The following is a 15,304-nucleotide window of genomic DNA, read 5'->3' on the forward strand; positions in this document are numbered from 1 at the left end:
CCCCCCGATGGCGTCTCGCGCCGCGGCGGCCTGCTCTGCGGGCTCCGGTGCGACCGAGTTGACGATCTCCCGGGTGCGCTCGGCGAGTTCGGTGTCCGTCGAGAGCTCGGCGGCCAGCTGCCGCTGTTCCTCGTCGGTCAGTTCCGGTACGTCGGCCGGTGCGGTCAGCCGTGCGTACGGCTCCTGCCCGGCCCGCACCTGGGCGAGTTCCGCTGCGACGGCCCTCGGGGTAGGGGTGGCCACCACCCCGAGGGCCCGCTGTCCCGGCTCCTGGAAGACGATGCCTGTCGCGTACCGCGTGACCCTGTTGAGCAGCGTACGGAAGACGCTCTCGTTCAGGATCTGCGGCAGGTTCCCCCGCAGCGTCTCCAGGAGCCCGCTGCTCCACACGAAGAAGACGGGGTCGGCCCCGGCCGCTTCGTAGACGGGCGCCAGGCGTTCGGCGGTCGCGAACCCCAGCGTGTCGTCGATGAGCCCGCCGTGGAAGTGCAGCACGACCCGCGGCCGGTCCTTGAGCCCGGCCACGAGCTCGTCGATGTCGGCGGTGGTGGTCGAGGCGAGCCGGCCGCTCTGCCTGCTGTGGATGCACCGTGCGCGGGAGGAAGACATGCCAAGGACGTTAGGACCGCGGCACACCCCCTGGCCTCGGGGACCGTCCCAGGGATACCCCCTGGGGGCCGGGCACTAGGGGGCCCTCAGGCGCCGCCCATCCACTCGGCCTCGTACGCCGCGTACGTCCCGTCGTGCGTGGCGAGGTGGGTGAACTGGTCGACGTACTCCTTGAACTCCTCGTCACCGCGCGGCAGTGCGTATGCCTTCTCGGAGAAGGTGAAGGGCTTGTCGGGGTGGAGCGAGCAGAGCTCGGGGTGGATCTTGGACTGGTAGCGGGTCTCGCTCGCGTCCGTCATCATCACGTCCGCGCGGCCCTCGATGATCTCCTGGAAGATCGTGGTGTTCTCCGGGTGCAGCTTGATGGTGGCCTGCTTGATGCTGGCGCGCGCGAACTGCTCGTTCGTGCCACCGGGGTTGACGATCACGGTGGTGCCGGGCTTGTCGATGTCCTTCAGGGTGCCGTCGCCGAACTCGTCCTTGTCGGCGCAGCGGACGATCGGCGTCTTGCCGTCCTCGCGGGTCGGTTCGCTGAAGTAGACCTGGCGGGCGCGCGGCAGGGTGATGGAGACGCCGCCGACGGCGATGTCGCAGCGGCCCGCCGCGACGTCCTTGGTGAGGTTCGCCCACGTCGTGGCCACGTACGAGGGCTTCGCGTCGAGGCTCTTGGCAAGGTCCTCGGCCATCTTGATGTCCACTCCGCTGTACGTTCCTTCGGCGGGGTCGAGGTGGGTGAACGGGCGGTAGTCGCCCGTCGTGCACACCTTCAGGACGCCCGCCTTGGGGACGGAGTCCAGGAGGCTGCCGTGGTGGCGGTCCTTGCCGCGGCCGGCGTCGGGCGACGCGGGCGCGGCAGCCGTCACGGCGAGCAGACAGACCAGGGCGGACAGGGTGGCGGCACGCTTCACGGGGGCTCCTCCGGACGGGTTCGCGGCTCGAAGGGATCACCTTCGCAGACCCGTTCTGGCCGGTGAAGCCCCCTCTCATCAGGCGATCACCGGGATCTTCAGGCGAGCGGGGACAGCTGAGCCGCCGTCAGATCCGGGCCCGCCCCCGTGTCGTACGCATCATCGTCGAAGGGATACAGCGGGCGCTCCACCCGGTGGTGGCCGAGCCGCAACAGGTCCTGGTCGACGCCGCCCGGGGTGAGGGCGAGGAGCCAGTCGGCCGCCATGTCGTACAACTCTGGCTCCAGATAGCCGATCTTGACCACGACCAGGTCGAAGGTGCGCGGGTCGATGCCGAGACCGCCGTCGGCCGGGCCGAGGAAGTCCGCGAGGGTGTGGAACGGCTTGCGGCGCTCGACCAGGATCACGGTCACCCCGCCGCTGCGCACCGCCGCCATGTCGACGCCCCGGTCGTAGGCGCCGCCCGCGGCCCGGTCCTTCTGCTCGGCGGCGCGCTGCAACGCCACGACGGTGCCGGTGAGTTCGTACGGCCCGCCGTGGTTCGTGTCGACCTTGCCGCCGACGCTCAGGGTGACATCGGCGCCCACTCCGGCCTCGAAGCAGCGGGCGACGGCGACGGGGTCGGTGATGCCGGGGTGGACGGCGGTGACCGCTCCGGAGCGGATCGCCTCGTTCTCCAGGAGCCTGCCCAGCATGTACGCCAGGTCGCCGGCGCCGCCCGCGGTCGGGTTGTCCCCTGAGTCGCTGATCAGGAAGGGCCGCTCGGTCGAGGCCACCGCCTGCTCGATGCACTCCTCTGCGCTGCCCGTGGGGCCGACGAAGACGAAGTCGCGGCGGGCGTCCCAGTAGCGGCGGGCCAGCTTCTCGGCCTCGGCGGCGGCCAGTTCGGCGTCCTCGCCGGTGACGACGATCGCGGCCTGGCAGCGCGGTTCGTCCGCCCACGCGTAGCCGACCCACATCGCGGCGTCGAGGATGCCGGGCAGCTTCTCGATCTCGGCGAGCGAGGCGTACAGCGACTTGGCGGGCTCCAGACGGGTGCTTGTCTTCTCGCCGGGCAGCAGGACGGGGATCTGCACCCAGGCGCGGTGCGGCCGGGTGCCATCGCGCAGGCAGCGCACGAGATTGCGGGCGGCGCGCTCGCGGGTCTCCCAGGCGTCCTCGTGCGGGGCGAGGCGGTGGGCGGTGAGCAGGTCGACCGGCTCGGCGAAGCGGCGCGAGACGTTGCCGTGCAGGTCCATGGCGGCCGAGATCATCGGGCGTCCGCCGTCGGGGGTGCCGACGGCGTCGAGGGCGGCTCGGACGCCCTCCGTCAAGTCAGCTTCGGCATCGGTGAGACCGATGACGCTCATCGCGCCGTGGATTTCGTAGACGAGACCGTCCAGGGGGCCCGCTTCCCGTATGCGCGTGACCAGTTCGTCCTTGAGGAGCAGATACGACTCGGCCTCCACCGGACCGCCGGGCAGCGAGGTCGCGTGCAGCAGCGGCACCCATTCGACCGTGTACGCCAGGTCCGAGTCCGCCTGGGTCCAGGTGTAGCGGTCGAGGAGTTCCTGGCCGCGCGTCCGGCGGAAGTCGTCCGTGGTGGAGCGGTGCGGGCAGAAGGTGGAGGACTCGATGCCGATGCCGCCGATGCCGATGCGGAGGCGACGCTGCTGGGTCGCGGGGGTGGTCATGCGTGGACGCTCTCTTCCTGGGATGCGGGGGCCGGGGCGGTCGGGAGGTGGTGGCGCAGGGCGGTGAGGCCGGCGCCGAGCAGGCCCGCGTCGCGGCCGGTCACCGTGGTGGTGATCTCCAGGTCCGCGGTGGCCAGCGGCAGGCAGCGTTCGTAGAGGACCCCGCGTACGGCGGCGACCAGTGGCTCGGCGGTGGCGAGCACCCCGCCGATGGCGACGGCCTGCGGGTTGAAGAAGTTGACGACGACGGACAGGACCGTGCCGATGTGCCGTCCGGCGGTGCGGACGAGGGTGGTGGCCGGCGGGTCGCCATCGGCTACCAGGCGCAGGAGTTCGTTCGTGTCCGCCACCTCGACGCCCTGCAGGGCCAGTTCGCGGATCAGCGCCGCGCCGCTGGCCACGGTCTCCAGGCAGCCGATGTTGCCGCAGCTGCACGGCCGGTCGCCCGCCGCCTCGATGCGTACGTGGCTGATGTCGCCGGCGGAGCCGTTGGCGCCGTCGTGCGGGCGGCCCGCCGCGATGACACCGCTGCCGATACCGCGGCCCGCCTTGACGACGACCATGTGGTCGAGTTCGGGCCGTGCGGTGCGGTGTTCGCCGACGGCCATCATCGTGGCGTCGTTGTCGACGGTGACGGGGATGCCGAGGCGTTCGGCGAGTACGTCGCGCAGCGGGTAGCGGTGCCAGCCGGGCATCCGGGACGGGCTGAGGACGCGGCCCTCGGCGGGCTGCACGGGGCCGGGGAAGGCGACGCCGAGCGCGCGGACGGTGCGGCCCGCTTCGCGCTGCCGGGCGCGGAGTTCGGCGACCTGCCCGCAGAGCCAGTCCACGGCGGACTCGGGTCCCGCGGTGATGTCGTGCGGCAGGTCGACGGCGTCCAGGACGGTGCCGCCGAGATCGACGGCGCCGAGGCGTGCGTGGTGGCTGCCCAGGTCCGCGGCGAGGGCGACGCCGCCCTGTGCGTGGACGCGCAGGAGGCGGGGGCGGCGACCGCCACGGGACGCCCCCTCGCCGGATTCGGTGAGGAGTCCCGCGCCGACCAGTTCCTGGACCCGCAGCGAGACCGTGGACGCGGCGAGCCCCAACTCCCGTACGAGATCGGCCCGGGACGACGCGGCGCCCGATGAGACCAGCTGCAGGATGTGCTGCGCCGATCCTGGTTCGCCGAGTGGTGTACCGGCCATGCCGCCCCCAGTTGCTTCAATGTTGCTTCGAGCCGTTCGTTCGACAACGAGACGAACACTAGGGCGACTCGAAGGAAGTTGACCAGCCCTCCCGGCTTTTCGACTTCTTGCCGAATGAAGCTATTGACTTGGTTTTCTCGCCCGGCCTAGCGTTCGGGCGCCGCCTCGTCGTTCTCCGGCACGGGGCAGGTCCGTACCCCTTGGAGGCCCATCGCCATGCGCTCACTCAGGCCCGCGGCCGCGGCGCTGCTCGTCCTCGCGGCGGCGCTCACGGGATGCACCCAGGAGGGCGGCCGCGTCGACATGGGCCCCACCGGCGGCACTCCGGTCGAGGGCGGCACGGCGACGATGGCGCTGCCGCCCGCCGCGACACCGAACTGGATCTTCCCGATCGGTCCGCCCGGCTACGGCGGCTCGTACAACTACGGCATCCAGTCGCTGCTGTTCTCGCCCGTGTACGACGCCGTGCAGGAGAAGGGCAAGGCGGAGCTGACCACGCACGGCCCGAGCACCCTAGGCCTCGAACCGAAGTTCAGCGACGGCAACAGGACCGTGACCGTGCCGCTGCGCGAGGGCGTGCAGTGGTCCGACGGAGAGCCGGTCACCTCCCGCGACCTGGAGTTCTGGTTCAACCTCCTCAAGGCCAACAAGGCGGACTGGGCCAACTATTCGGTCGGCACCATGCCGGACAACGTCAAGCGCTTCGAGACCGTCGACGACCACACCGTGCGGCTGCACCTGAGCCGCGCGTACAACCCCGACTGGTTCGCCGCCAACCAGCTCACGCTGATGCGCGCGCTGCCCCAGCACGCCTGGGACGCCAAGACCGAGGGCGGGAGGATCGCCGACTGGGACCGTACGAAGGCGGGCGCCAAGGCGGTCTTCGCACGGCTCACCCGGCACGCCAAGAGCCTTGGCTCGTACGGCACCGATCCGCTCTGGAGGACGGTCAACGGCCCCTGGAAGCTGGCCGGGTGGCGGGACAACGGCCAGGTCACCATCGTCCCGAACGAGAGGTACACCGGCCCGGAGTCCCAGCGCCCGCACCTCGACAAGGTCGTCTTCAAACCCTTCACCACTGCCGACTCCGAGTACAACGTGCTGCGTTCGGGCGGCGTGGACTACGGCTACATCCCGCCGTCGGTGATGGCGCAGAAGGGGAGGTTCGAGGAGAAGGGCTACCGCGTCGATCCGTGGGAGGGCTGGGCGGCGACGTACATCGTCTACAACTTCAACTCCACGCACGCGGGCCCGGTGATGGACCAGCTCTACATCCGGCAGGCGATGCAGCACCTCGTCGACCAGAAGGCGATGAGCGACGTCGTCTGGCAGGGCAGCGCGACACCGACCCTGGGACCGGTGCCGGTGACGCCCAAGAGCCAGTACCTGTCCAAGGCGATGGAGAAGAACCAGTACCCCTTCTCCGTCGACAGGGCACGGCAGTTGCTCACGGCGCACGGCTGGCGGACCCAGGACGGCACCGCACGCTGCGCACGCCCCGGAACGGGCGCCGACGAGTGCGGCAAGGGCATCGCGAAGAACGACCCGCTCGAGCTCACCCTGCTCTCCCAGTCCGGCTCCACCGAGACGACGAACATGATGCAGGAGCTGAAGTCCTCGCTCTCCAAGGCCGGCATCGACCTCACCGTCCGCCAGCAGCCGCTCAACTCCGTGCTCGGCAACTCCGTGCCCTGCAAGGCGAAGGACCCCGGCTGCGACTGGGACATGTCGTTCTTCGGGACGGCCGGCAGCTGGTACTACCCCCTCAACCCCAGCGGCGAGCAGCTCTTCTCGACCGGCGCATCGGCCAACTTCGGCAACTACAGCGACAAGAAGGCCGACCGGATCATCCGGGGCGTGCAGTACTCCCCCGACATGAAGGCCGTGCACGAGTACGGCGAGTATCTGGCCGAGCAGCTGCCCGTGATGTGGATGCCCAACCCGGCGTACCAAGTCTCCGTGATCCGCAACGACTTGCGGGGCGTCGGGCAGAACCCGACGGTCACCTTCGCGCCGCAGGACTGGTACTACGTCAAGAAGAAGGGAGCCGAGAAGTGACCGGCTTTCTGGTCAAGCGCTTCCTTCAGGCGCTCGTCGTGCTCTTCCTGGTCTCGGTCATCGTCTTCACGCTCCTGCACATGCTGCCCGGCGGTCCGGCCCGCGCCATCCTCGGCCCGAAGGGCACCCCGCAGCAGATCGAGCACTTCAACCACCAGCAGGGGTACGACCGTTCGCTGCCCCAGCAGTACGCGATGTATCTGAAGCGGCTCTTCACGGGGGACCTCGGCGAGTCCTTCAAGCTCAACTCGCCGGTCTTCGAACTGCTCAAGCAGCGGCTGCCGAAGACGCTGCTCCTGACGGTCCTTTCCACCGTGCTCGCGGTGATCATCGCCGTGCCGCTCGGTCTGCTGCAGGCCGTGCGGCGGGGCAAGGCGTCGGACTACGCGCTGACGGGGCTCGCCTTCCTGCTGTACGCGACGCCGGTGTTCTTCCTCGGCCTCATCATGATCATCCTGTTCGCGCAAGTGCTGCCGATCCTCCCGGCGGAGGCGCCGCAGGGCGAGACGATCGGTGAACTCCTCGGCGACTTCACGGGGTTGATCCTTCCCGTCGTCACCATGGCCTTCGGCATCGTGGCGATGTTCAGCCGCTACATGCGCTCGGCGGTCCTGGACAACCTCACCGAGGAATACGTCCGTACGGCGATGGCCAAGGGCCAGTCGAGCCGCCGGATCATGGTCCGGCATGTGCTGCGCAACGCGCTGATCCCCCTCGCGACGCTGCTCGGCCTCTATCTGCCCACCCTCTTCAGCGGCGCGCTCGTCGTCGAGTCGATGTTCAACTACCCCGGCATGGGGCTGCTGTTCTGGAACGCGGCACAGGGCTCCGACTTCCCGGTGCTGCTCGGCGTGACGCTCGTCGTCGGCATCGCCACCGTCGTCGGCTCGCTGCTCACCGACATCCTGTACGCCGTCCTCGACCCCCGGATACGGAGCGTGGCATGAGCACCGCGACCGCCGCTGTCACCCCAGGGCACGAGGAAGCCGCACAGGCCACACCCTCGCTGGCCCGCCGCACCCTCCAGGTCTTCACCGGCAACAAGCTCGCCCTGACCGGCGTGGTGGTCCTGGTCCTGCTCCTTGCCTTCAGCTACCTCGGGCCGCTGCTCCACTCCACCGAGCAGGTGCACACCGACCTCTCCCAGGCCAACCTCGCCCCCGGCAGCTCCGGCCACCTCCTCGGCACCACCGACCTCGGCTACGACATGGCCGGACGGCTGATGGTCGCCGGGCAGACCTCGCTCGAAATCGGCCTGGCGGCGGGCCTGTTGGCGACGCTCTTCGGGACCGTGTACGGGGCGGTCGCCGGGTACTTCGGCGGCTGGGTGGACGCCGCGATGATGCGGATCACCGACGCCACACTCGCGATCCCCGCGATGTTCCTGCTCGTCGTGGTCGCCGCGATCATCACGCCCAGCAAGGGCGTCCTCATCGTCATCATCGCCTCGGTGGCCTGGCTCTCCCCGGCCCGTCTCGTGCGCGGCGAGGCGCTTTCGCTGCGTGACCGCGAGTACGTCCAGGCGATGCGGATGATGGGCGGCGGCGGGGCGCGGGCCGTGTTCAAGCACATCGTGCCGAACGCCATCGGCACGGTCATCGTCAACTGCACCTTCCAGATCGCCGACGCCATCCTCTACGTCAGCTATCTCGCCTTCCTGGGGCTGAGCATCCCGCCGCCGTCGGCGGACTGGGGCTCGATGCTGTCGGCCGGCATCACCTACACCCAGAACGGCTATTGGTGGCTGATCTTCCCGCCGGGCATCGCGATCGTCCTGGTCGTCGCCGCGTTCAACTTCATCGGTGACGGGCTGCGGGACGCCTTCGAAGTGCGGCTGCGGAAGTAAGGGAGAACCAGACATGACCGAGCCTCTGCTCAAGATGGAAGACCTGCGCGTCGACATCGCATCGCGCGACCGCACCGTCCACGCCCTCGACGGCATTTCGCTGGAACTCGCGGCGGGCGAGGCCCTGGGGATCGTGGGCGAGTCGGGCTGCGGCAAGACGATGACCGCGCTCAGCATCCTCGGGCTGCTTCCGCCCGGCGGCCAAGTCACCGGCGGACGCGTCCTGTTCGACGGCACGGACCTGGCCGCCGCTTCCGCGCCCGTCCTTCAGGACGTACGCGGCAACACCATCGGCATGGTCTTCCAGGACCCGCTGACCTCCCTCAACCCCACGATGACGATCGGCGCGCAGGTGGCCGAGCCGCTGCTGCTGCACCGCACCGATCTGGGCAGGAAGGAAGCCTGGGCGCGGGCCGAGGAGATGCTGCGCCTGGTCGGCATGCCGCAGCCCGCCGAGCGCATGAAGGCCTATCCGCATCAGCTCTCGGGCGGCATGCGCCAGCGCGTGGCGATCGCCATGGCCCTGGTCTGCGAGCCGAAGCTGCTGATCGCGGACGAGCCGACGACGGCCCTCGACGTGACGACGCAGCACCAGATCCTGGAGCTGATCGACGGGCTGCGCGAGCGGCTCGGCATGGCGATGATCCTGGTCACCCACGATCTGGGCGTGATCGCCAACCGGGTCGACCGCGTCGCGGTGATGTACGCGGGGAAGGTCGCCGAACAGTCGGATGTACGCGACCTGTTCGCGCGGCCACGGCACCGCTACACGGAGGCCCTGTTCGCCTCGCTCCCCGAGCGGGCCGCGGACAGCGGCACGGAGCTCCACACCATCCCCGGCCTGCCGCCGAACCTGGCGGTGCGGCCCACGGGTTGCCGGTTCGCGCCGCGCTGCGCCTTCGCCACGGACGAGTGCCGCCATCAGGAACCGCCGCTCGCGGACGACGAAGTGGCAGGCGCAGAGCACCGGTTCGCATGCTTCCACCCGGTGCCGGACGAGGCGTCGGACGAGGAGATCGTGCTGCCGGAGACCGTGCCCGCGCCCGGCGCCCCCGGTGACGTACTGCTCGAACTCGACGCGCTGGTCAAGGAGTTCCCCCTCAAGGGCAGTGCGTTCTCGCGCCGCAGGGGCACGGTCAGCGCGGTCGGCGGGGTGTCCCTGGAGATCCGCAAGGGCGAGACGTTCGGCATGGTCGGCGAGTCCGGCTGCGGCAAGACGACGCTCGGGCGGATCGTCGCGGGCCTGGAGGAGCCGACGGCGGGGCGGGTCCGCTTCGGGGGCAGCGACCCGGCGGACATGTCACGCGCCGAGCGGCGTGCGCACCGGCGGCGCGTCCAGCTGATGTTCCAGGACTCCACGGCCGCCATGGACCCGCGGATGCGGGTCGGCGAGATCCTGCGGGAGCCGCTGGTCATCCAGGGCGTCGGCAGCCGGGCCGACCAGGAGAAGCTGGTCGCCGGACTCCTCGACGCGGTGGGCCTGCCGCGCGGCGCCGTGCACCGCTATCCGCACGAGTTCGCCGGAGGCCAGCGGCAACGCATCGGCCTGGCACGGGCGTTGACGCTCTCCCCCGATCTGGTGGTCGCCGACGAGCCGGTCTCCGCGCTCGACGTGTCCGTCCAGGCGCAGATCCTGAACCTGATGCGGGAGCTGCAGCGCGAACGCGGTCTGACGTATCTGTTCATCTCGCACGACCTGGCCGTCGTGCGCCACCTGGCGGACACGGTCGGTGTGATGTACCTCGGCAAGCTGGTGGAGTCGGGCCCCGCCGAGCAGGTGTACGCACATCCGCTGCACCCCTACACGCGCGGGCTCCTCGACACGGTCAACCTGCCCGACCCGGAGGCGGCGGCAGGGCTCGACCGCTCGCCCCTGGAGGGCGAGACACCGTCGGCCGCGCAGCCCCCTTCGGGCTGCCGCTTCCGCACCCGGTGCCCGGCGGCCCAGGAGGTGTGCTCGACCACGGAACCGCCGGTGAGCACCCCGAACAGTGCGGGACACCAGGTCGCGTGCCACTTCCCGCTGCCCGCGCCTCGGCTAGCGTCGACGGCGTGAGCCTCGCACAAGCCCTGACCCGCCGCCCGCTCGTGCTTGACGGCGGCCTCTCCAACCAGTTGGAGGCCGCCGGGCACGACCTGGGCGACGCCCTGTGGTCGGCGCGGCTCCTGGCCGACGAGCCGGAGGCGATCGCGGCGGCGCACCGGGCGTACTACGAAGCGGGCGCGGACATCGCCACCACGGCGAGCTATCAGGCGACGTTCGAGGGCTTCGCCCAGCACGGCATCGATGCCGTGAGCACCGCTGAACTGCTGCGTCTGAGCGTGGAGTTGGCGCGGGTCGCGGGGGCGGGCGTGGGTCGGGAGGTGTGGGTGGCCGCCTCCGCGGGTCCCTACGGGGCGATGCTCGCCGACGGCTCCGAGTACCGCGGCCGCTACGGCCTGACCGTGGCCGACCTGGAGCGTTTCCACCGCCCTCGCCTGGAGGTCCTCGCGGACGCGGCGCCCGACGTCCTCGCCCTGGAGACGGTGCCGGACACGGACGAGGCGCGGGCGCTGCTGCGCGCGGTCCGCGGCCTGGGCGTCCCCGCATGGCTCTCGTACACGGTCTCCGGCGGCTTCACGCGCGCGGGCCAGCCCCTGACCGAGGCCTTCGCGCTCGCGGCCGAAGCCGACGAGATCTTCGCGGTGGGCGTCAACTGCTGCGACCCGCGCGACGCGGACGCGGCGGTGCGCCTCGCCGCGAGGATCACCGGAAAGCCGGTGGTGGTCTACCCCAACAGCGGCGAGACATGGGACGCGGCCACCAAGACGTGGCAGGGGCCCCAGCGCTTCAGCGCGGGCCGGGTCACCGGCTGGCGGGACGCGGGGGCGCGGCTGATCGGCGGGTGCTGCCGGGTCGGCCCTGAGACGATCGCGGAGGTGGCCGGCGAGCTGGACACCCCGCCCGACCTGCGATGACGTCCCGTGCGGGGGTGACTGTCAGTGCCGGGGTGCAGACTGGCTGATACCTGAGACAACGACGTCGGAGGTGGCCACCATGGCCGATCTCATCCTGACCGTAGGCACCCGCAAAGGCCTGTTCATCGGCCGCAAACGCGGCGCCACCGGAACCTGGCAGTTCGACGAGAGTCCGTACTTCAACGCCCAGGCCATCTACTCGACGGCCATCGACACCCGCGGCAGCACCCCCCGGATCCTGGTGGGCGGCGACAGCTCCCACTTCGGCCCCTCGGTGTTCCACTCCGACGACCTCGGCAGGACCTGGACGGAACCGGCCAAGCCGGCCGTCAAGTTCCCCAAGGACACCGGCGCCTCCCTTGAGCGCGTCTGGCAGCTGCACCCCGCGACCGCCGAACCGGACGTCGTGTACGCGGGCACGGAACCGGCGGCCCTCTACACATCGCGGGACAGGGGCGAGACCTTCGAGCTCGTACGCCCGCTCTGGGAGCACCCCACGCGCGGCGAGTGGGTGCCGGGCGGCGGCGGAGAAGGCCTGCACACCGTCCTGACCGACCCCCGCGACCCGGACGCGGTGACGGTCGCCGTCTCCACGGCCGGGGTGTTCCGCACGCTGGACGGCGGCGAGAGCTGGGCCCCGTCGAACCACGGCGTCTCCGCGGTCTTCCTGCCCGACCCCGACCCGGAGTTCGGCCAGTGCGTGCACAAGGTCGCCCGGGACGCGGTCGACCCGGACCGCCTGTATCTGCAGAACCACTGGGGCGTGTTCCGCAGCGACGACGCGGGCGGGAACTGGACGGACATCGGCGAGGGCCTCCCCTCCGACTTCGGCTTCGCCGTCGTCGCACACCCGCACCGCGCGGACACGGCGTATGTCTTCCCGATCAACGCGGACATCGACCGCGTCCCCGCCGACCACCGATGCCGGGTCTACCGCACGAGCGACGCGGGCAAGAGCTGGGAGCCGCTCAGCGCGGGCCTCCCTTCGGGCGACCACTACGGCACGGTGCTGCGGGACGCGATGTGGAGCGACGGCCAGGACCCGGCGGGCATCTACTTCGGCAATCGCAACGGCGAGGTGTATGCCTCGGCGGACGACGGCGACAGCTGGCAGGAGTTGGCGTCCCATCTGCCCGACGTACTGTGCGTCAGGGCTGCGGCCATCGGTTGATCGACGCCCCCGTTACGGCAGTAGGGTGACGCCGTGGCACCACGACCCTTGCATGAAATCGTCGAGGCGGGCTGGGCGAAGGCCCTCGAACCCGTCGCCGGAAAGATCACCGAGATGGGCGGCTTCCTGCGCGCTGAGATCGCCGCGGGACGCACCTACCTCCCGTCCGGGCCGAACGTGCTCCGCGCGTTCCAACAGCCCTTCGACGAGGTGCGGGTGCTGATCGTCGGCCAGGACCCCTACCCGACACCGGGGCACGCGGTGGGCCTTTCGTTCTCCGTCGCGCCCGAGGTGCGTCCGCTGCCCGGCAGCCTCATCAACATCTACCGCGAGATGGGCAGCGACCTCGGGCTCCCGCCGCCGTCGAACGGCGACCTCACGCCGTGGACGCGGCAGGGCGTCCTGCTGCTCAACAAGGCGCTCACCACGGCCCCCGGACGCCCGGCCGCGCACCGGGGCAAGGGCTGGGAGGAGGTCACCGAGCAGGCCATCAAGGCGCTCGCCGCGCGCGGGCGGCCCCTCGTCTCCATCCTGTGGGGGCGCGACGCCCGCAATCTGCGGCCGCTGCTCGGCCCGCTGCCCTCCGTGGAGTCCTCGCACCCCTCACCCATGTCGGCGGACCGCGGCTTCTTCGGCTCGCGCCCCTTCAGCAGGGCCAATGACCTGCTGGTCCAGCAGGGCGCACAGCCGGTGGACTGGCGGCTGCCGTGACGGACGCCCCGTGCGTCATCGGGGTGGACTCGGGCGGCTCGGGGATGCGGGTCGCCCTCGGCGGGCCCGCCGCATCGCGCCGCCCTGACCCGCTGAGCTCGAAGGAGCCCGTGCGCACCGGCCCGCACGGCATCGACGCGGGGCACCTGATGGAGCAACTGCTGCCCATGGCGGAGGAGTTGCTGCGACAGGCGGGCGGCGGGCGGATCGCGGCAGTCGCCGTCGGCGCCGCCGGCCTGGCGACCCTCGGCGACGAACTCCGCGCCGAACTCCCGTCCGCCCTGCGCCAGTCCCTTGGCGTACGCCGCGTGGCGCTGGCCGCGGACGCCGTCACCGCGTACGCCGGAGCGCTCGGCGACCGGCCCGGCGCGGTCGTCGCCGCGGGCACCGGCCTGATCGCGATCGGCACGGACCTGGCGTCCTGGCGGCGGGCCGACGGCTGGGGGCATCTGCTCGGGGACTGCGGCGGCGGCGCGTGGATCGGCCGCGCGGGGCTCGAAGCGGCGATGCGGGCGTTCGACGGGCGGCGCGGCGGCTCGGCGGCGCTGCGGGCCCGCGCCGAGGAACTGTTCGGCCCGCTGTCCGGGCTGCCGGGCCAGCTCTACCCGCGCACGGACCGGCCCGCCGTGCTCGCCTCCTTCGCACCCGAAGTGGCGCGCTGCGCACCGGACGACCCCGTCGCCGCGGGCATCCTGCGCGCGGCGGCCGCGCACATCGCCGAGACGGCGGCGGCCGCCTGCCCGCCGCCCGCTGCGGGCACGGTCCGCGAACTCGCCCTGACCGGCGGCCTGTTCAAGATGGGCCAGCCGCTCCTGACGCCCCTGCGCGCCGAACTCGCGGAGCGACTGCCCTCCGCACGCCAGGTCACGGCCGCCGGTGACCCGCTGGACGGCGCGGTGCGCATCGCCGCCGACCTCGCCGCCGACAGGCTCCGGCTGCCGCTCGATCCGCGCATGCTCACCGTGCACACAGAGGGCGTCACCGTGCACACAGAGGGCGTCACCGTGCACACAGAGGGCGTCACCGTGCACACAGAGGGCGACAGTTGACCTCTACGTAACTCATCAGACAAAAGTGGACGTATACCGCCCACCTGCACCCTCCCCGAACAGTGCGGCCCCGGAGACCAGTAGCATGCGGGGCCATGAGCTCCCCCACCGGGCCCGCATCAGGCCTGCCCGTACGAATGCCGCGACCCCGCCAGCCCGGTCGGCACCGCCGCCCGGAGCCCGTGGCGGCTCCCGAGAACGCGCCCGCGCTCGTCCTCGCCGTACCGGGCGTACCCAGCACCGCCACGCGCAGCCTCGCCGAGGAGGTCGTGAGCATCGCCCGCTCCGAGCTGCCCGGTCTCGACGCCCGTATCGGGTATCTCGACGGCACCGAGGACGCGACGACCACCTCGTTCCCGGAGTTCCCCTCGCTGCAGTCCGTGCTCGCGCACGCCTCCACCGAGCGCACCGCCCGCTATGAGCAGGCGCGCGCCGCTGGTGCGGAGGTCGCCGAGCCCGACGGCCCCGTCGCCGTCGTGGTGCCGCTCCTCGCGGGCCCCGACAACGCGCTGATGCGGCGCGTGCGGCAGGCCGTGATGGACAGCCGCGCGCCCGCCGAACTGACCGACGTGCTCGGCCCGCACCCGCTGCTCGCCGAGGCGCTGCACGTGCGCCTCTCGGAGGCCGGTCTGGCCCGCGCCGACCGCGCCCGCCTGTTCACGGTGGCGACCGCGGCGGACGGCATCGTCCTCGCCACGGTCGGCGGCGAGGAGGCCGTGCAGGCCGCCGGGATCACCGGCATGCTGCTCGCCGCGCGCCTCGCGGTGCCGGTGATGGCCGCCGCGCTCGACCAGGAGGGCGCCATCGCGGCGACCGCCGAGCAGCTGCGCGGCTCCGGCTCCACCCAGCTGGCGCTCGCCCCGTACCTGATCGGCCCGGAGATCGACGCGAGCCTGCTCGATGACGCCGCCAAGGAGGCGGGCTGCTCCGTCGCCGAGTCGCTCGGCGCCTACCCGGCGATCGGCAAGCTGGCGCTCTCCAAGTACGCGACGGCGCTGGGCATCGCCCCGCAGCAGCCGTCGGGCGCGCCGGTCCACTGACCGCGCCGCGCATGCGGGTCTGATGCCGTTACGCCGATGGGCCCCGCGCCGTTACATGCCGCAGCCGCCGAGGCCCGTGTTGGCGATACCGCCGACG

General features: G+C 71.5%; 13 protein-coding genes. 9 read left to right on the plus strand and 4 right to left on the minus strand.

Translation table 11 applies throughout. The features are described from left to right. From ACFWY6_RS31615 to ACFWY6_RS31630, 4 genes are all read right to left on the minus strand, one after another. A partial coding sequence (locus ACFWY6_RS31615) for a hypothetical protein (protein ID WP_384697604.1) occupies window positions 1–609 on the minus strand: 609 nt, incomplete at its 3' end. Between the two features lie 86 nt (window positions 610–695). Then, window positions 696–1,517: a transporter substrate-binding domain-containing protein gene (locus ACFWY6_RS31620; protein WP_384697607.1), complete on the minus strand. Its 822-nt coding sequence runs from the start codon at window positions 1,515–1,517 to the stop codon at window positions 696–698. 98 nt (window positions 1,518–1,615) lie between these two features. Continuing rightward, the gene (locus tag ACFWY6_RS31625; RefSeq protein ID WP_384697610.1) at window positions 1,616–3,190 is read right to left on the minus strand and encodes a M81 family metallopeptidase; all 1,575 of its coding nucleotides are present in this window, start codon (window positions 3,188–3,190) and stop codon (window positions 1,616–1,618) included. Continuing rightward, complete coding sequence (locus tag ACFWY6_RS31630; protein ID WP_384697613.1) at window positions 3,187–4,374, minus strand: ROK family protein; 1,188 nt, start codon at window positions 4,372–4,374, stop codon at window positions 3,187–3,189. The genes ACFWY6_RS31625 and ACFWY6_RS31630 overlap by 4 nt, the downstream gene beginning before the upstream one ends. A gap of 216 nt (window positions 4,375–4,590) precedes the next feature. On the opposite strand from ACFWY6_RS31630, the gene ACFWY6_RS31635 reads away from it, so the two are divergent. From ACFWY6_RS31635 to ACFWY6_RS31675, 9 genes are all read left to right on the plus strand, one after another. Next, on the plus strand, window positions 4,591–6,432 hold the full coding sequence (locus tag ACFWY6_RS31635; RefSeq protein WP_384697616.1) for a peptide ABC transporter substrate-binding protein: 1,842 nt from the start codon (window positions 4,591–4,593) through the stop codon (window positions 6,430–6,432). Further along, entirely contained in the window at window positions 6,429–7,379 is a 951-nt protein-coding gene (locus ACFWY6_RS31640) for an ABC transporter permease (RefSeq protein WP_384697619.1), read from the plus strand. Before ACFWY6_RS31635 ends, ACFWY6_RS31640 begins: the two co-directional genes overlap by 4 nt. Continuing rightward, entirely contained in the window at window positions 7,376–8,278 is a 903-nt protein-coding gene (locus tag ACFWY6_RS31645) for an ABC transporter permease (protein WP_384697622.1), read from the plus strand. Before ACFWY6_RS31640 ends, ACFWY6_RS31645 begins: the two co-directional genes overlap by 4 nt. Window positions 8,279–8,291: 13 nt before the next feature. Beyond that, on the plus strand, window positions 8,292–10,334 hold the full coding sequence (locus tag ACFWY6_RS31650; RefSeq protein WP_384697625.1) for a dipeptide ABC transporter ATP-binding protein: 2,043 nt from the start codon (window positions 8,292–8,294) through the stop codon (window positions 10,332–10,334). Then, entirely contained in the window at window positions 10,331–11,236 is a 906-nt protein-coding gene (mmuM, locus tag ACFWY6_RS31655) for a homocysteine S-methyltransferase (RefSeq protein WP_384697628.1), read from the plus strand. The genes ACFWY6_RS31650 and mmuM overlap by 4 nt, the downstream gene beginning before the upstream one ends. A 79-nt stretch (window positions 11,237–11,315) precedes the next feature. Beyond that, on the plus strand, window positions 11,316–12,407 hold the full coding sequence (locus ACFWY6_RS31660; RefSeq protein ID WP_384697631.1) for a WD40/YVTN/BNR-like repeat-containing protein: 1,092 nt from the start codon (window positions 11,316–11,318) through the stop codon (window positions 12,405–12,407). 33 nt (window positions 12,408–12,440) lie between these two features. Then, the gene (locus ACFWY6_RS31665; RefSeq protein WP_266869347.1) at window positions 12,441–13,118 is read left to right on the plus strand and encodes a uracil-DNA glycosylase; all 678 of its coding nucleotides are present in this window, start codon (window positions 12,441–12,443) and stop codon (window positions 13,116–13,118) included. Then, window positions 13,115–14,167, plus strand: coding sequence for an N-acetylglucosamine kinase (locus tag ACFWY6_RS31670; protein WP_384697635.1), 1,053 nt, complete (start codon window positions 13,115–13,117; stop codon window positions 14,165–14,167). The genes ACFWY6_RS31665 and ACFWY6_RS31670 overlap by 4 nt, the downstream gene beginning before the upstream one ends. A 95-nt stretch (window positions 14,168–14,262) precedes the next feature. Further along, window positions 14,263–15,207 carry a hypothetical protein gene (locus ACFWY6_RS31675; RefSeq protein WP_361825316.1) on the plus strand — a complete coding sequence of 315 codons (945 nt, stop codon included), beginning with the start codon at window positions 14,263–14,265 and terminating at the stop codon, window positions 15,205–15,207. Window positions 15,208–15,304: the final 97 nt, after the last annotated feature.

Source organism: Streptomyces sp. NPDC059037, assembly GCF_042740015.1.
Classification (GTDB): domain Bacteria; phylum Actinomycetota; class Actinomycetes; order Streptomycetales; family Streptomycetaceae; genus Streptomyces.